Origin of the sequence: Pseudaminobacter soli (ex Zhang et al. 2022), from assembly GCF_014595955.1 — a bacterium.
Taxonomy (GTDB): Bacteria; Pseudomonadota; Alphaproteobacteria; order Rhizobiales; family Rhizobiaceae; genus Kumtagia; species Kumtagia pseudosoli.
The window spans coordinates 149,662-167,101 of sequence record NZ_JABVCF010000013.1 but is presented as its reverse complement, the minus strand read 5'-3'; the positions used below and the strand labels follow the sequence as shown (position 1 = coordinate 167,101).

Genomic DNA, 17,440 nt, shown 5'->3' with positions numbered 1-17,440 from the left:
GAGTGAAGGTGGGACGCGGCTATGGCCGACACTGAGGGCGTAGCACCGAAGCCATCGCCAAGCGATCACGCGCGGCCCGAGGAAGGCGAATCCAGAGCGTTCGGCCAGACCGCGTCGGCGGCCGCGCTGCTTTTCCAGGCGCTTCGGCGAGACGTTTCGCGATCCGCCGGGCGGCTCGCCGCTCGCTTTAAAAATCGGCGCGCCAGGAACGTCCGAAAAGCCGGACCCGTCAACGCACGTCTGGCTGAGCGCTCCGAGAGCACCCGGAGAGGCGCCCCTATGAATGGAGGAGTTGTTCCGCCTCCCATCCGTCGACGCAGCAGAAGGCGCGCTTTCTTGGGAGCGGCGGCTGCCGTGGTCCTTCTCTGCTTAGCCGGCATAGGCGGCGTGATGGCTTGGGCTCTGGCCGACGTGCCCTGGCAGAAGATCGCCGACGGCACGCTGCAGCCCGTTGTCGTGCTCGAGACCGCGGACGGCCAGCCTCTCATGGACCCGCGCTCGCCGCGGGCGGCCTATGCCTCGCGCGACGACTTTCCGCAGCACCTCGTTGATGCGGTCATCGCAGCGGAGGACAGGCGTTTTTACGAACACGAAGGCCTGGACTTCCGCGCCATCACCCGCGCGGCCTTCCGCAATATGGCCGCCGGAGGCGTCGAGCAGGGCGGCAGCACGATCACGCAGCAGTTGGTCAAGATCCTCTATCTCGACAGCGGCCGTACCCTCAAACGCAAGATCCAGGAGGCGGTCGTCGCGCTGTGGCTGGACCGCAGGCTGCCCAAGGACGAAATTCTTACCCGCTATCTCAACTCCGTCTATCTGGGAGCGGGGGCGACCGGAATGCCGGCTGCCGCACGGGTCTATTTCGGCAAGGACCTACGTGATGTGGACGTCGTCGAATCGGCGATGCTGGCGGCTCTCATTCGCGCGCCGTCGCAGCTCAACCCACTGACCAATCTCGATGCGGCGCGCGCTCGCACCGATCTCGTGCTTGATGCTCTCGGCGAAAGCGGCAAGTTGGACGAGGCTGCCGCAAAGGATGCCAAGGCGCGTCTGGCGACCCTCGAGCCCGTCGGCCGCATCGCCCAGCCGGGCAACTGGTTCCTGGATTGGGTTACGCCGCAGGCCAATGACCTGGCCGCCCCATATAGCGGCACGATCCGGGTGAGGACCACGCTCATGCCTCGGCTCCAGGAGATCGCCGAGCACGTCGTGAAGCAGGCGCTCGATCGCGAAGGCAAGCGCAGCAACGCCTCCCAGGCGGCGCTCATTGCGATGCGACCGGACGGCTCGGTCGTGGCCCTGGTCGGGGGAAGGGACTACCAGGCCAGCCAGTTCAACCGTGCGGTGAACGCGCAAAGGCAGCCGGGCTCTGCGTTCAAGCTTTTCCCGTACTACGCCGCCATCAAGGCGGGTATCTCTCCGTGGGATTGGGTCAACGACGAGCCGATCGAGATCAACGGCTGGTCGCCCGAAAATTACAGCGGGCGCTATTTCGGTCGGGTGCGCGTGGCCGAGGCCTTCGCCCGCTCGTTGAATGCCGCGACCGTAGGTCTCGCGACGGAGATCGGCATCGATAAGACCGTCGCGGCCGCACGCGAACTCGGCATCGACGCGAAGCTGGTCGAGACGCCTAGCCTTGCGCTTGGCACGTCCGAAGTGACCCTTCTCGACCTAACCGGCGCCTACGCTTCGGTGCGGGCGGGGGCTGCGCCGGTGCAGCCCTGGGGTATCGCCTCCTTCCATGCCGATGGTCAGCCGCAGGCGTTTCGGGTCGGGCCGCCTGAGGCGCCGCGCACCGATATCCGCGCCTACCAGCCGGATCTGGTCAGCCTCCTTGAGCTCGTTGTCGAGCGCGGCACGGGCCGCGAGGCTCAACTCGATGAATTCGCTGCGGGCAAGACGGGCACCAGTCAGAATTTCCGTGATGCCTGGTTCGTCGGCTTCAACGATTGTCTCGTGGTGGGCGTCTGGGTGGGTAATGACGACGAGACGCCGATGAAGGAAGTCACCGGTGGGAAGCTGCCCGCACATATCTGGCGCGAGTTCCTGCTGGAGGCGCGTTCCGTACTGGATGCGACCGATGTCGCGCCCGAAAACACTCTGGAGGTCTTGCCCCAGCAGGAGGAGGAACTCCTGCCGTCCCACGAGGAGTCCGACCCGAACGTATCGGACGAAGTGGTCTCAAGCACGGCGACGGACATGGAGGGCTTTCCCGGCCTGGACGGCCAGCAGTCAGTACCGGCCTGCAACTACGAGGTCTGCTCGCGCTTTTACCGCTCATTCCGGCCCTCCGACTGCACCTACCAGCCTTATCGCGGCCCGCGGCGGATCTGCGAGCGCTAAGCTGCCGCCTCGGCCTCCTGCCAAGCATGTGACGCAGAGCGGCCACCAAACTTCGCGTGTCGCATGGCGGCGCCCGGACGAGTGTGTTAGAGCCCGCACCCAACTCTAGCCACCAGAACAGGCATATCAGGGGGTCGACATGGCAGATGCTGCCGCCCGCGGAACGGATTCCTTCTTCTCGGCCACTCTGGCCGACACCGATCCCGAGGTTTTTGACTCCATACGCGACGAGCTTGGCCGTCAGCGGCACGAGATCGAACTGATCGCATCGGAGAACATCGTGTCCCGCGCCGTGCTCGATGCACAGGGCTCGGTGATGACCAACAAATATGCCGAAGGCTATCCGGGCAAGCGCTATTATGGCGGCTGCCAGTTCGTCGACGTCGCCGAGCAACTGGCGATCGACCGGGCCAAGAAGCTATTCGGCTGCAACTTCGCCAACGTCCAGCCGAATTCCGGCAGCCAGATGAACCAGGCCGTGTTCCTGGCGCTGCTGCAGCCCGGCGACACCTTCATGGGGCTCGACCTCAATTCGGGCGGCCACCTGACCCACGGCTCGCCGGTCAACATGAGCGGCAAGTGGTTCAACGTCGTCTCTTATGGCGTGCGCCGCGACGACCAACTGCTCGACATGGACGAGGTGGAGCGCAAGGCGCACGAGGCGAAGCCAAAGCTCATCCTTGCCGGCGGCACCGCCTATTCGCGCATCTGGGACTGGAAGCGGTTCCGCGAGATCGCCGACGCGGTCGGCGCCTATCTTATGGTCGACATGGCGCACATCGCCGGCCTCGTGGCGGGCGGCGTGCATCCCTCGCCGCTGCCGCACGCCCATGTGGTTACCACCACGACGCATAAATCGCTGCGCGGCCCTCGCGGTGGCATGATCCTCTGCAATGACGAGGACATCGCCAAGAAGATCAACTCGGCCGTCTTCCCCGGTCTGCAGGGCGGACCTCTGATGCACGTCATCGCCGCCAAGGCGGTCGCCTTCGGCGAGGCGTTGCGGCCGGAGTTCAAGACCTATGCAGAGAACGTCGTGGCGAATGCCCGCACGCTCGCACAGAGCCTGAAGTCGTCCGGCCTCGACATCGTCTCGGGCGGCACAGACAACCACCTCATGCTGGTCGACCTGAGGCCGAAGAACGCGACCGGCAAGCGCGCGGAAGCGGCACTCGGTCGCGCCAACATCACCTGCAACAAGAACGGCATCCCCTTCGATCCGGAAAAGCCGTTCGTGACCTCCGGCGTCAGGCTGGGCACGCCGGCCGGCACCACCCGCGGCTTCGGCACCGCCGAGTTCCAGGAGATCGGCAATCTGATCACCGAGGTTCTGGACGGACTGAAGGTGGCGAATTCCGACGAGGGCAACGCCGCCGTCGAGGCTGCCGTGAAGAAGAAAGTGATGGCGCTGACCGAACGTTTCCCGCTCTATCCATATATGTGATCCGCGCCCGACCGGGGTTTGACGCCGCTGTGGCAGCCCGGCGTCAAACCCCGCCTCTTGCTTCTGATGCCAATGCCGGGGAAACTGACTGCGGCAGTGCATGGGGCGGGAAGTGCGGAACTCAGTTATGCGGTTCGCCGGAGCGGTGATGGCGGTCGTCTGCGCCGCCATCCAACTGCTGGGTGCGACTGCCGCGCTGGCCGCCGACCGATGGAAGATCGGCCGGGGCGAGGGGGCGGCCACCGCCACGACCTACAGCATCAACACGCTATCCACGACAGCCCGGACGATCGAGTATCGCGCGGCCCTGGTGATCTCCTGCAAGGCCTCGCGCTACCCCGTGTGGCGTGCGTCCATTCTGATCAGGCGTGCGATTTCCGGGCAGGGCGGCATTCCGGTGACCATGCGCTACGACAACGGCGTCCCTTTTGAGGACGTCTGGACGCTGGGTGATTACAATCGCTCGCTCAACATGGACGGCGAGCAGGCGCTGGCGCGGCTTGCGCGAGCGCGACGATTCGATCTCTCGTGGCGATTCGGTCTCTTCTCCGGCGAGGGACAGGCCGTGTTCGATGTAGCTGGCCTTGATGACGCGATAGCCGATCTCGCCAAGGCCTGCGGCGTTTCGGTTCCGGTCGGAACGCCGGGAACGCAAAGAGAACGGAAGCCGAATTCCTAAATGAGAACAGGCGTAGAGCCCCTCTTGTCAGGTAAGAACAAAAAGAGTACAAAGTGCCAGGGATATCGAAAACGCCGGCCTTCATAGACGCTCAAGGGATATGTATCATGGCGCAGAACACATTGCGGCTTGTTGAGGACAGATCGGTGGACAAATCAAAGGCCCTGGATGCTGCGCTATCCCAGATCGAGCGGGCGTTCGGCAAAGGCTCGATCATGCGGCTCGGCCAGAACGAGCAAGTCGTGGAGATCGGGACGGTCTCCACCGGCTCGCTCAGCCTGGACATCGCGCTTGGCGTCGGCGGCTTGCCGCGCGGCCGCATCATCGAGATCTACGGTCCGGAAAGTTCGGGCAAGACCACGCTGGCGCTGCACACTGTTGCGGAGGCGCAGAAGAAGGGCGGCATCTGTGCCTTCGTCGATGCCGAGCACGCGCTCGATCCCGTTTATGCCCGCAAGCTCGGCGTCGATCTCGAGAACCTGCTGATCTCGCAGCCCGATACCGGTGAACAGGCTTTGGAGATCTGCGACACGCTGGTACGCTCCGGAGCCATCGACGTCCTGGTGGTCGACTCGGTGGCGGCACTGGTGCCGCGCGCGGAGATCGAGGGCGAGATGGGCGACTCCCTGCCCGGCGCGCAGGCGCGGCTGATGAGCCAGGCGCTGCGCAAGCTGACCGCGACCATCTCCCGCTCCAACACCATGGTCATCTTCATCAACCAGATCCGTATGAAGATCGGCGTGATGTTCGGCTCGCCCGAGACCACCACCGGCGGCAACGCGCTGAAGTTCTACGCATCCGTGCGCCTCGATATCCGCCGCATCGGCTCGGTGAAAGACCGCGACGAGGTGGTGGGCAACCAGACCCGCGTGAAGGTGGTGAAGAACAAGCTGGCGCCGCCGTTCAAACAGGTCGAGTTCGACATCATGTATGGCGAGGGCGTCTCCAAGACCGGCGAGTTGATCGACCTGGGCGTCAAGGCTGGGGTGGTCGAGAAATCCGGCGCCTGGTTCTCCTACAATTCGCAGCGTCTGGGGCAGGGTCGGGAGAACGCAAAGATGTTCCTCCGCGACAATCCAGACACGGCGCGCGAGATCGAGATGGCGCTTCGCCAGAACGCCGGGCTGATCGCCGAGCGCCTGCTGGAGAACGGATCGGAAGGCGGCTTCGACGACGCCGCGGAAATGTAAGGCTTCGAAAGCTTCAAAAAATTATTCGCCGCCGGCCATGTGCCGGCGGTTTCGTTTATGCATTTGGCCCCGGGTTGTAGCAAAGCCGTAGCGCCAAGCTAGCGGCCGTCACGTCCTCTCCTCCCGTCGGACGTGGGATAGGTGCCGAGCGAAGCGGGGCGGAGAGGGGCGAAATATGGCGTTACTTGAGTTCGCCGGCCCGGCCACCGGTCCGTCTTGTGGACAGGTGGAATGACGGCCGCTAAAAGGCGGCTCTCCATTTTCCCCGGGCACGGCTTCCCTACCGAAGGCTACGAGATGAGCGGCGTCAACGAGATACGGTCGACCTTCCTCGACTATTTCAGGAAGAACGGTCACGAGGTCGTGCCATCGAGCCCGCTCGTGCCCCGCAACGACCCGACCCTGATGTTCACGAACGCCGGAATGGTGCAGTTCAAGAACGTCTTCACGGGACTGGAGAAGCGCAACTATTCGCGCGCGGCGACTGCGCAGAAATGCGTGCGCGCCGGCGGCAAGCACAACGATCTCGACAATGTCGGCTATACCGCCCGCCATCACACCTTTTTCGAGATGCTGGGGAATTTCTCCTTCGGCGATTATTTCAAGGAGCGCGCGATCGAGCTTGCCTGGAACCTGATTGCCAAGGAGTTCGGGCTCGGGCCCGACCGGCTGCTGGTGACGGTCTATCATACCGACGACGAGGCCGCGGATTATTGGAAGAAGATCGCTGGCCTGCCGGACCAGAAGATCATCCGCATTCCGACCAGCGATAATTTCTGGGCCATGGGCGACACCGGCCCTTGCGGCCCGTGCTCGGAGATCTTCTACGATCACGGCGAGGAGATCCCGGGCGGGCCTCCGGGCAGCCCCGACGAGGACGGCGACCGCTTCATCGAGATCTGGAACCTCGTCTTCATGCAGTACGAGCAGTTCACGAAGGACGAGCGCATCGAACTGCCGCGTCCGTCCATCGACACCGGCATGGGCCTTGAGCGCATCGCCGCCGTCCTCCAGGGCGTCCACGACAACTACGACATCGACCTATTCAGGGCGCTGATCCGCGCTTCCGAAGAGGCGACATCGACAAGGGCCGAGGGCAAGAACCGCGCGAGCCACCGTGTGATCGCGGATCACCTGCGCGCGTCGAGCTTCCTGATCGCCGACGGCGTGCTGCCCTCGAACGAGGGGCGCGGCTACGTTCTTCGCCGCATCATGCGCCGCGCCATGCGCCATGCCCAACTGCTCGGAGCGGCCGAGCCGCTGATGTGGCGGCTGGTGCCGGCGCTGGTGCGCGAGATGGGCCAGGCCTATCCCGAACTCGTCCGCGGCGAGGCGCTGATCACGGAGACTCTGCGGCTGGAGGAGACGCGCTTCCGCAAGACGCTTGCGCGCGGCCTCGGGCTCCTGGCGGAGGCGAGCGAGTCCCTTTCGAGTGGCGATCGTCTCGATGGCGAGACGGCCTTCAAGCTCTACGACACCTACGGCTTCCCGCTCGACCTCACCCAGGATGCGCTCAGGCAGCGCAACATCGCCGTGGACCTCGACGGGTTCAATGCGGCGATGGCCCGTCAAAAGGCGGAGGCACGCGCCAACTGGGCGGGCTCCGGCGAGGCGGCGACCGAGGCGGTCTGGTTCGCGGTGCGCGAAAAGACCGGCGCGACCGAGTTCCTGGGCTACGACACCGAACAGGCCGAAGGCGTCGTCCAGGCGTTGGTAAGGGATGGTGCGTCGGTTGACGCGGCATCGGCCGGCGAGACCGTCGGCCTCGTCGTCAACCAGACCCCGTTCTACGGCGAGTCGGGTGGCCAGGTCGGCGACACGGGCACGATCTCCGGCGAAGGATTCCGCTTCGAGGTCACCGACACCCAGAAGAAGGGCGAGGGCCTGTTCGTTCATTTCGGCAAGGTCGCCGAGGGCACCGTGCGGGTCGGCGCGGCGGTCGAGTTGAAGGTGGATCACGCCCGCCGGACCGCCGTTCGCGCGAACCACTCGGCCACCCACCTGATCCATGAGGCGCTGCGCGAAGTGCTGGGCACCCATGTCGCGCAGAAGGGTTCTCTGGTTGCGCCGGACCGGCTGCGTTTCGACTTCTCACATCCGAAGCCCATCTCGGCCGGAGAACTCGAAACCATCGAGGACTACGCCAACGAGATCGTCTTGCAGAACGCGCCGGTGTCGACGCGGCTGATGAGCGTCGACGACGCGATCGCGGAGGGTGCGATGGCCCTGTTCGGCGAGAAGTATGGTGATGAAGTGCGCGTGGTCTCGATGGGCACCGCGCTTCATGGCGATAAGGTCGGAAAACCCTATTCGGCCGAGTTGTGCGGCGGCACGCATGTGAGGGCCACGGGCGATATCGGCCTGGTGCGGCTGGTCTCGGAGGGCGCTGTTGCGGCCGGTGTTCGCCGCATCGAGGCTCTGACCGGCGAGGCGGCGCGGCGCCATCTCGACGAGCAGGAGCGACGCCTGAAGACCATCGCCGGCTTGCTCAAGGTGTCGCCTGTCGACGCGGTTGCGCGCGTCGAGGCGCTGGTGGACGAACGCCGCAAGCTCGAGCGCGAACTCACCGATGCGCGCAAGAAACTGGCACTCGGCGGTAGCGGCGGCGATGCCGGCGGCGAGAAGGAATCGGTCGCAGGCGTCGGCTTCCTTGGCAAGTCGGTCACGGGGGTCTCGCCGAAGGACCTGAAGCCGCTGGCCGACGCCGGCAAGAAGTCGCTGGGCTCGGGCGTGGTCGTCTTCGTCGGTGCGGGTGAGGACGGCAAGGCGAGCGTCGTGGTCGGCGTCACCGAAGACCTGACCGGCCGCTTCAGCGCCGTCGATCTCGTGCGGGTCGCCTCGTCCGCGCTCGGCGGGCAGGGTGGGGGCGGCCGGCCGGACATGGCCCAGGCCGGCGGCACGGATGCGTCTCGTTCGGCAGAGGCGATCGCGGCTGTGAAAGCTGCCATGCAGGCAGCATAGGCTGTAGCTGTTCGCAGGGCGCGGCCTCGTCCGCGCTCTGTCGGCCCAACTAGCCGCTTCTGCGTCGTCCGGCTTCCGGCAGGTCCTCCCCATCGGGACCGAGGGTCGCCTGATCCGCGGAATCGGACTGCCGCGTCTTTTCCATCGTCTCCTCGGCCGACTGCCTAAGCCCGGACGAGCGATGTTTTGCCCTTTCGAGGCCGGCCTTGTCGCGGTCAGCCTCGCTCGGTCTGGCGATGGGAATACGGCCACCCGTCTCGCGGTGGTTTTCGTCGTCTGGAAGAGACATTTTTCCTCCGGTACGTGGCCGCCGGGCCGGGGTCGACGGCCACGTTGAAGCTCAGGCCGCCTTGGCTTTTTGGTTCGCAGCCGCGTCGGCGAGCTTGGTCAGATCCTCGTCCGTCCGCTTCTCTTCCGAGAGCGTCTGGTCGAGCAGCTTCACGGCGTCCCGCATGCCGAGTTCCTCGGCCCAGCGCTTCAGCGTGCCGTAGCGCGCGATCTCGTAATGCTCCACCGCCTGCGCGGCCGACACCAAGCCGGCGTCGAGGGCGGGGCTCTTCTTGAACTCCTCGAGGATCTCCTCGCCTTCCTCGAGGATACCGTCGATGGCCGGGCAGGTCTTGCCCTGGGCCCGCTTGCCCAGGATCTCGAAAACCTGCTGCAGGCGCTCCATCTGCGTCTCGGTCTCGTCGCGATGCTTCTCGAACGCGGCTTTCAGCTTCTCGTCCTGTGCGCCGCGTGCCATCTTCTGCAGCCCCTTCAGGATCTTGCGCTCGGCGTAATAGATGTCCTTGAGGGTCTCGTGGAAAAGGTCTTCGAGTTTCTTCTCGGCCATTGTCGCATCTCCTCAGAGTGAAATCGGCGTGGGGTACCGGCGCTTAACTCGCCGCTACGCATCAGGTTCCGAGCTTCTACCTGCCGGGCGAGTATTGCCTGACGCCGGAACCTTGGTTGGACTACCGGGTTGAACTGGAAGTGGAAGAGCTTCTTCAAAGCCAGTGCTGGCCGCATGTCGCGCCTACTGGCTCACCGACAAACCAATCAACGAGAGGTTACGATGTTCAGGCTACTTTTGGCGGGTGCAGTTGTGGGCTACGCAGCCTACAGGGCGGGCAGCAGGTTTCTTCGCGGGCAGACGGCCGCGGGTCGGATGTCCTTCGACCGTGGGAGCGCCTCATCAGGTACCGAAGCAAGGACCAGCGCGGAAGAGACCAGCGCCGCCGCCCAGAAACTCCGCCCGCGTGCCTCGGCCAAGCGGACCGCATCGAGTTCGGTCGCGGAGGACTTCATGGGCAGCGCCTCTCCTGTCGCTACCGCAACTGCGGCCAAAGGAATGTCGAAAGGCGGGGTGTCGAGGACGCGAGGGCGCGGCGCCCATAGCCAGGAACCGGCCGAAGGGTCCCGCGGCGTCATCAAGCGCGAGTTGAAGCGGGCGGGCAGAGCGACTCGTGGCGCATCCGCTGCTGGAAACGGACGTGCTAGCCGGGCAGCGAAGACGGGCAGGTCGTCGGCTCCCCGGACGCCCCAAACCTCCGAGCCTGCGGAAGGATCGCGTGAGACCGTCGAGCGCGAACTGGCACGGCAATCGGCCGCCGATAGCTCCGGCTCGCAGTCCGGCAGCGGGAACACATCCCGGACCTCCGGATCCGGCGTTTCGCCTATGACTGGCTCTGGCGGCGCCAACGATAGCGAGAACAATCCAGTCACGGGCGGTTTGCCCTAGGGGCGGATTGGCTCAGCGTGAAGCGCAGCGCATCGGCTGCAGGTTCCCGCTTGCCGACGCGCTGTCATTGGGCAGTCTACCAGAGCACCGGCCGGGTGATCATCAGCCAGAATATGCCGAGCACCGCGGCAAAGGCCGGAAAGCCGAAGGCGAACCAGAGCCAGAACAGGCGGTGATATCGCGCCGGCGGTGCCACCCCCATCGCCGCGGCGGCTTTGGCCAGATTGCGCATCTCCATCTGCATCCAGACCACCGGCAGCCAAAACGCGCCGGTGACGAGATAGAGCACGATCGACAGCACGATCCAGCCTTCCCAAAGCGAATAGCCCGCCGACCAGGCCAGGGCGACGCCGGTGACGGGCTGCGCGACGACGGCGGTCGCGGTGAAGACGAAGTCGGCGATGACGACGATGCGGGCGACGGCCGCGATCGTCTCGGCCTTGCCCGTGAGGTGCGCGATCAGCATGAAGAAGGCAATGCCCGCGCCAGTTCCGAGAAGAACGGATGCTCCGATCAGGTGCAGGTATTTGAGGAAGAAGTAGAGCATCAGCGTTCGTCCAGGATCGCCAGCGCGGCAAAATGGCAGGCCAGAATGGGGAATATTTTCAGGAGGGGTCCAAGCGGCTCGTACCAGAGGTCCGGGCGAAGGATCGACCCGGTGATGAGGTAGAAGAGCGAGATCAGAATGGCGGCATGGAGCCCGAGTCGCGCCGTCGGGCGCCAGGCGATCAGCGCGCCCGCCACCATGTCCGCCAGCGCGCCCGCGACCACCGCCGGCCCCGACAGCACGCCGGCCCCGGTGCTTTGCATCAGACCCACGCCCGTGCCCCAACCGATGGTGAGCGAAACGACGCCCGTTCCGATCCAGAAGATGGGAAGGATCACGAACATCACCGGCTTGACGAAGTAGAGTTTTGCAAACCACTTGTCCTGCACGGTCGCCGGCTGCGCCGCCAATGCGGCTGCGAGGCTGCGGGGGCGGATACCCGTGAGCGCCGTCCACCGGGAAGGATCGCCGACGGCTCCGCGCGTGATCTCCTTCGCGGCATTGGTGCGCATGGGCGGGCGCCAACCGAACAGGCTGGCGAAGTCGCCCAGCCGGTAAAGCATCGAAGCCGCCCAGTCGGGGAGGCGCAACAGCTTCGCCGGCCGCCAACCCATCCACTTGCGATAGACGCCTGCCACCTCGTCCATGGTCATGGTTTCCGGCCCGGCCAGTTCGATGGCGACGCCTGAGGGCGCGTCCGCATCCAGGAAGAAGCTGACGGTGGAGACGATATCGTCGAGTTGGACGACCTGCAGTCGGCCGGTGCCGGGCATGGAAGGCAGGATCGGCAAAGCCGCGAGCCCGCGGACGAGCGCGCTGGCGCCATAGACCGGCCGGCCCAGCACGACCGACGGACGCAGGATCACCCAGTCGAGATCCCGGGCCATCAGCGCTTCGTCGCCTTCGAGCTTCGTCGTGGAGAAGGACGAGGGCTGCGCGCGGTCGACACCGATCGCGGAGAAATGGATGACCCGGCGCACGTCGGCGCGCTCGCAAGCCATGAACAGGGCCAGCGCAGCATCCCGGTGGATTTCCCGGGTCTTCTCACGCGCGCTGTCCTGCAACACGCCCGCGCAGTTCACCACGACATCGACGCCTCTCAGATGGGGTAGCCAGTCCTCCGGCTCGACGGCACGGGCTATGTCGAGCGGGACGAATTCGGTCGGGGCCAAGGCTGACTTCGGTCTGCCACGCGAGACGCCGATCACCTGATGGCCCTCGGAGGCCAACCTGGCGCAGATCGAAGACCCGATCAGGCCCGTCGCCCCCGCAACCAGGACTTTCATGCCGCGCCTGCGGGTCGAACGCTGCCCATCTTGTCTCGTTCTGCAGGCAGCTTCTGAGGTGAATACTCCTGCCGCGCGGCTGTGGTCGCAGATCTCGCGTCCATTCCGGACGAAATCTCAGGTGGCACCATCGTCTCCATCTTGAGCGCCTCGTCCAACCGTAAGTGGGAAGCTTTGTTCCTTGGCGGCTCACGATCAGGCCTGCCGAGCATCGCGGCGGAACTCCCGCCCGGCCTCGCTCGTTCGGAGACAGGAGGTGCTGACATGCTCGACTATGAGCACGCCCGTCACCACATGGTCGAGGCGCATATCGCAAGGCGTGGCGTGCGCGATCAGCGCGTGCTGGATGCCATGCGCTCGGTGCCGCGCGAGAAATTCGTGCAGGAGGGGTTCGAAGAGTTCGCATACGAGGACTCGCCGCTGCCCATAGCCGGGGGGCAGACGATCTCGCAGCCTTACATCGTGGCGCACATGGTGGAAGCGGCTGAGTTGGAGCCGACCGACAAGGTTCTGGAGGTCGGGACCGGCTCGGGATATTCGGCTGCCGTGATGGCCCGTATCGTCTCCAGGGTCTATTCGATCGAGCGCCACGAGGATCTGGCGCGACTGGCCGAGGACAGGCTTGCCGCCAATGGCTTCCGCAATGTCGAAGTGCGCGTCGGCGACGGCACGAAGGGCTGGCCGGAGCAGGCACCGTTCGATGCGATCATCGTTGCGGCCGGCGGACCTTCGGTTCCCGTCTCCTTACAGGAACAGCTCGAGATCGGCGGCCGCCTGGTCATCCCGATCGGCGAGGAGCCGCGTATGCAGCGGCTGATGCGCATCATGCGCGTTGCCGCCACAAAATTCGAGGAAGAGGATTTGGGCGCCGTCATGTTCGTGCCGCTCATCGGCGAGCACGGCTGGACGCCGGACGAGAAGGCACCCGCAGTCCACCGCGCGCCGGGACGGTCGCTGCCTGCCATGATCGCGGATGCGGCGGAAGATCTGCCCGATCTGGACGATCCCGCATTCGGCGCGATGTTCGACCGCTTTGGCGACCGCCGAGTCGTGCTGCTGGGGGAGGCGAGCCACGGCACCTCCGAGTTCTACCGGGCGCGGGCTGCGATCACCCGGCGTCTTATCGAGAAGCACGGCGTCACCATCGTCGCGGTCGAGGCGGACTGGCCCGACGCCGCCATCATGGACCGCTGGGTCCGGGGCCTGCCGCTTCGGAAGGGCACCGAGCCGCCCTTCCAGCGCTTCCCGACCTGGATGTGGCGCAACGCCGAGGTGGCGGAGTTCCTCGAATGGATGCGCCAGCACAATGCGGGTGTCGCGGAGCCCCGGCAGCGCGCCGGCTTTTATGGGCTCGACCTCTACAACATGAGCGGGTCGATCGCGGCGGTGCTCGCCTATCTCGACCGCGTCGACCCGGACGCGGCCAAGGTCGCCCGGGAACGCTACGGCTGCCTGACACCCTGGCAGAAGGAGCCTTCCACCTACGGCCGCGCCATCCTGCGCTCACGCTACCAAGCCTGTGAGGAGGCGGTGGTCAGGCAATGCCGCGAATTGCTGGCTAAGCGACTGGAATACGCGCGACAGGACGGCGACGCCTTCCTCGATGCCGCTCAGAGCGCCCGCGTCGTTGCGAGCGCCGAGGAGTATTACCGCGTCATGTATTACGCTGGTGCCGAGACCTGGAACATGCGCGACAGGCATATGTTCGAGACGCTGGAGCACGTGCTCGAAGCGCGCGGCCCCGGCTCCAAGGCGGTGGTCTGGGCCCATAATTCCCACATCGGCGACGCGCGGCAGACCGAGATGGGCTGGATCCGCGACGAACTGAACATCGGCCAGCTTTGCCGCGAACGATTCGGCAACCAGGCTGCGCTGATCGGCTTCGGCACGGACACCGGCACCGTGGCCGCCGCCGACGACTGGGATGGAGAGATGCGAATCAAGGATGTCCGGCCATCCCATGCGGAAAGCTATGAGCGCCTGTGCCTCGAGAGCGGCAAGCCGCGCTTCCTGCTCGACATGGCTAACGACTCCGAACTGGCCGAAGCGCTGATTGCGCCGCGTATCGAGCGGTTCATCGGCGTGATCTATCGGCCCGAGACGGAACTCTTGAGCCACTATGCCGAGGCGTCGCTATCGAAGCAGTTCGACGCCTATGTCTGGTTCCAGCGCACCAAAGCGGTCACACCGCTACCCGCGCCTCCGCCCGACCGGGCGCACACGCCCGACACGTTCCCGTTCGCGCTGTGACGGGGAATAAGATGCAGAAAAACCCTTTGAGCCAGACGCTTGTCAGCCGAAGCTGAATCTTTTTCTCAACGTACCTCAGGTCGAGCGGTCATAGCGCGCGTCGCCCGTCGGAAGCGTATTCAGCGCCTCGGTGACCATGGCAGGCTCCACGCCGGCATGTTCGGCAAAGCCGATCAGCGTTGGCTCATGCGCCGCAACGAAACCAAGTACGCCGGCGAGAAATCCCGGCTCCTGCGCGGCATGGCGGATGCTCGTCGCCTCGATGCCCGTGAGCGCAAGGAAGCGCGGCAACAGCACGGGGTCTGCGGCGACGTAGGACAGCGCGCCGATCGCCAGCGCCTCTGCATCCTGCCTCGACAGTGCCTTTCCCTTCGCCATCTTACGACCGTCCCTTCATCTTCCTGTCCGGCTTGAGTAGTGAAGGGTCGCGTCAGGAGCAAGCCGGGACGGGTGCTGTCACGTTGAGCGGGTGGAGTTTCCGTTTCGTCAATGTTCTTCGGCTAGGCTTGGCTTCAAGCTCGGCGCGATGTGGCTATGGGGCGCGGAAGATGGGCATGACCGCTCCGCTCCGGGAAGATGTGAAATGGCAAAGAAGGTAATGATCGTCGAGGACAACGAGCTCAATATGAAGCTCTTCCGCGACCTGATCGAGGCGAGCGGATACGAGACCGTGCGCACCCGAAACGGGCTCGAAGCGCTGGAACTCGCGCGCACGCACCGCCCTGACCTGATCCTCATGGACATCCAGTTGCCGGAAGTCTCCGGGCTCGAGGTCACCAAGTGGCTGAAGCAGGACGACGACCTGCACACCATTCCGGTCATCGCCGTAACTGCCTTTGCGATGAAGGGTGACGAGGAGCGCATCCGCCAGGGTGGCTGCGAGGCCTACATCTCCAAGCCCATCTCGGTCCCGCGCTTCATCGAGACCATCAAATCCTATCTGGGCGACGCATGATGCACGACCATTCAGTTTCCCGGAGCTGCTGCAGCCGATGACCGCGCGCATTCTCGTCGTCGATGACGTGCCAGCCAATGTGAAGCTGCTGGAAGTGCGGCTGCTCGCCGAATATTTCGAGGTGCTCACCGCATCCAACGGCGAAGACGCGATCGAGACCTGCGAGAACGGCAAGGTGGACGTCGTTCTACTCGATGTCATGATGCCGGGGATGGACGGCTTCGAGGTCTGCCGCCGCCTCAAGGGCGATCCGGCCACGGCCCACATCCCGGTCGTGATGATCACCGCGCTCGACCAAGGCTCGGACCGCATCCGCGGTCTCGAGGCAGGGGCGGACGATTTCCTGACGAAGCCGGTCAACGACTTGCAGCTGATGACGCGGGTGAAAAGCCTCGTGCGGCTGAAGACGCTGACGGACGAACTGCGGCTGCGCGCCGCCACCACCCGGGACATCGGCATCGAGGAACTGCTTTCACGACGGCTGCCAGAGGAGCAGGCGGTGCCGAAGGTGCTGCTGATCGACGAGCGCCCGTCCTCCTGCGATCGCATCGCCCGCCATCTGCGCGACCACGCGGTGCTGGAGGTCGTCAACGATCCGCAGGCCGGCTTCTTCGAAGCCGCCGCAGCGCCCTACGAATGTGTCCTGATCTCGACAGCCTTCTCGAGCTACGACCCGCTGCGGCTCTGCTCGCAGATCCGTTCGCTCGACCGCACGCGATTCCTGCCGATCATTCTCCTGGCCAATGTCGGCGAGGAGGAACGCATCATCCGCGGGCTGGAACTCGGCATAAATGACTACCTCATGCGGCCCGTCGACCCTCACGAACTGATCGCCCGGCTTCGCACCCAGGTGAAGCGGAAGCGCTACAACGATCAGCTGCGCGCCAGCGTCACCGAGACCATCGAGATGGCGGTGATCGACGGCCTGACGGGCCTGCACAACCGGCGCTATCTCGACAGCCATCTGAACACCCTGTTCGACAGGGCGGTGTCGCGCCGGCGGCCGCTGTCGCTGATGATCACCGACCTTGATCGCTTCAAGTCGATCAACGACACCTACGGGCACGACGGCGGCGACGACGTGCTGCGCGAGTTCGCTCGCCGGCTGCGCAAGAACGTCCGCGGCATCGATCTCGCCTGCCGTTTCGGCGGGGAGGAATTCGTGGTGGTCATGCCGGATACGGATGCGATGATCGCCGAGAAGGTCGCCGAGCGCATCCGCGCCGAGATCGAGCGCCATCCGTTTGAGATCGGCAGCAGCGGCCAGTTGCTCAACGTCACCGTCAGCGTCGGCGTGTCCTCGATCCTGCGCGGTGTCGACAGCGTCGAGCAGTTGATGAAGCGCGCCGACCTTGCGCTCTACGAAGCCAAGACAGGCGGCCGCAATCGGGTGGTCGCGAAAGCCGCCTGAACAATGGCCGAAAAGTTCAGTGTGTCTGGGCGCACTAATCTGTGAAACCCCGCCAAGAACCCTGATCCTGAGGAGCTAGCGTGATTCCGCCCGCTTCGGGCCACAATCGGCCCGCTACCGTTTACCTTATTCGGATTGATTCGGGAGGATTGGTTAAGAATTCCTTGATTTTCCACTGTTGCTGAGCGACGATGATCTCAGAGCAGAAGGGGCTGGGACCGCCCCGATACCAGCTGAATCGTCCAGTTACCCCATGATGCTCAGGTCCGCCGCATCTCCTGGGTCCGTGGGGTCGGCCGGTCGGCACTGGCGCATAGTGGCCTCCTCGTACCGCTGCCAGATTGCCGACCGGCCCCCGAATTTTCCCTCTCCATCGTCATCTTAGGGCGGAGCAGCCGCGTAGCGGCGTCGCGGAGACCCCAGGATTTATGCCGTGACTGTCCGGCAGCGCTCCTGCGTGGAAGGAAACGGGCAGCTGCGCGTTGCTTTCCATTCCGTCCTGATCAGCGACGCCAGCGCACAGCCGTTTGGTTCCGGCATGGATCCTCGGGTCAAGCCCGAGGATGACGAATGCATGGGCGGACTTGGCTAGTGGCGAAAGTCGCTACGACTGGCGGAAGAGGCTCGCCTCTCTACGCACTCCCCAGAAAC

The 17,440-nt window shown here is 64.9% G+C and carries 14 protein-coding genes; 8 read left to right on the top strand and 6 right to left on the bottom strand.

Translation table 11 applies throughout. From position 1 onward, the window contains the following. Positions 1 to 21: 21 nt before the first annotated feature. The 5 genes from HUI96_RS22580 (at position 22) to alaS (ending at position 8,617) form a co-directional block, all read left to right on the top strand. Entirely contained in the window at positions 22 to 2,343 is a 2,322-nt protein-coding gene (locus tag HUI96_RS22580) for a PBP1A family penicillin-binding protein (protein WP_425299273.1), read from the top strand. A gap of 139 nt (positions 2,344 to 2,482) precedes the next feature. Continuing rightward, positions 2,483 to 3,787 (top strand): serine hydroxymethyltransferase, encoded by a 1,305-nt coding sequence (glyA, locus tag HUI96_RS22575; RefSeq protein WP_188256959.1) that lies wholly within the window; start codon positions 2,483 to 2,485, stop codon positions 3,785 to 3,787. A 127-nt stretch (positions 3,788 to 3,914) separates the two neighbouring features. Then, positions 3,915 to 4,466 carry a hypothetical protein gene (locus HUI96_RS22570; protein WP_188256958.1) on the top strand — a complete coding sequence of 184 codons (552 nt, stop codon included), beginning with the start codon at positions 3,915 to 3,917 and terminating at the stop codon, positions 4,464 to 4,466. Between the two features lie 107 nt (positions 4,467 to 4,573). Beyond that, complete coding sequence (gene recA, locus HUI96_RS22565) at positions 4,574 to 5,656, top strand: recombinase RecA (protein ID WP_188256957.1); 1,083 nt, start codon at positions 4,574 to 4,576, stop codon at positions 5,654 to 5,656. A gap of 297 nt (positions 5,657 to 5,953) precedes the next feature. Next, a complete protein-coding gene (gene alaS, locus HUI96_RS22560; protein ID WP_188257019.1) occupies positions 5,954 to 8,617 on the top strand; it encodes an alanine--tRNA ligase in 2,664 nt (887 codons plus the stop codon). A gap of 49 nt (positions 8,618 to 8,666) precedes the next feature. Here the strand turns inward: alaS and HUI96_RS22555 are convergent, their stop codons facing one another. The 5 genes from HUI96_RS22555 to HUI96_RS22535 form a co-directional block, all read right to left on the bottom strand. After that, positions 8,667 to 8,906, bottom strand: a complete 240-nt coding sequence (locus HUI96_RS22555) for a hypothetical protein (RefSeq protein ID WP_188256956.1) — start codon at positions 8,904 to 8,906, stop codon at positions 8,667 to 8,669. Positions 8,907 to 8,957: 51 nt separating this feature from the next. Next, on the bottom strand, positions 8,958 to 9,452 hold the full coding sequence (locus tag HUI96_RS22550; RefSeq protein ID WP_188256955.1) for a ferritin-like domain-containing protein: 495 nt from the start codon (positions 9,450 to 9,452) through the stop codon (positions 8,958 to 8,960). 266 nt (positions 9,453 to 9,718) lie between these two features. Continuing rightward, positions 9,719 to 9,907 (bottom strand): hypothetical protein, encoded by a 189-nt coding sequence (locus tag HUI96_RS22545; protein ID WP_188256954.1) that lies wholly within the window; start codon positions 9,905 to 9,907, stop codon positions 9,719 to 9,721. Between the two features lie 509 nt (positions 9,908 to 10,416). Further along, positions 10,417 to 10,887, bottom strand: coding sequence for a DUF2269 family protein (locus HUI96_RS22540; protein WP_188256953.1), 471 nt, complete (start codon positions 10,885 to 10,887; stop codon positions 10,417 to 10,419). Continuing rightward, positions 10,887 to 12,173 (bottom strand): SDR family oxidoreductase, encoded by a 1,287-nt coding sequence (locus HUI96_RS22535; protein WP_188256952.1) that lies wholly within the window; start codon positions 12,171 to 12,173, stop codon positions 10,887 to 10,889. The genes HUI96_RS22540 and HUI96_RS22535 overlap by 1 nt, the downstream gene beginning before the upstream one ends. 264 nt (positions 12,174 to 12,437) lie before the next feature. On the opposite strand from HUI96_RS22535, the gene HUI96_RS22530 reads away from it, so the two are divergent. Then, positions 12,438 to 14,423, top strand: coding sequence for a protein-L-isoaspartate(D-aspartate) O-methyltransferase (locus HUI96_RS22530; RefSeq protein WP_188256951.1), 1,986 nt, complete (start codon positions 12,438 to 12,440; stop codon positions 14,421 to 14,423). A 75-nt stretch (positions 14,424 to 14,498) separates the two neighbouring features. Here the strand turns inward: HUI96_RS22530 and HUI96_RS22525 are convergent, their stop codons facing one another. Continuing rightward, positions 14,499 to 14,801, bottom strand: coding sequence for a DUF3572 domain-containing protein (locus tag HUI96_RS22525; protein WP_188256950.1), 303 nt, complete (start codon positions 14,799 to 14,801; stop codon positions 14,499 to 14,501). Positions 14,802 to 15,021: 220 nt separating this feature from the next. Here HUI96_RS22525 and HUI96_RS22520 point away from each other — a divergent pair, with 220 nt between their 5' ends. Next, positions 15,022 to 15,378, top strand: a complete 357-nt coding sequence (locus HUI96_RS22520; protein ID WP_273033208.1) for a response regulator — start codon at positions 15,022 to 15,024, stop codon at positions 15,376 to 15,378. Between the two features lie 37 nt (positions 15,379 to 15,415). Then, positions 15,416 to 16,789 carry a PleD family two-component system response regulator gene (locus HUI96_RS22515; RefSeq protein ID WP_188256948.1) on the top strand — a complete coding sequence of 458 codons (1,374 nt, stop codon included), beginning with the start codon at positions 15,416 to 15,418 and terminating at the stop codon, positions 16,787 to 16,789. The last annotated feature ends 651 nt before the right edge of the window (positions 16,790 to 17,440 follow it).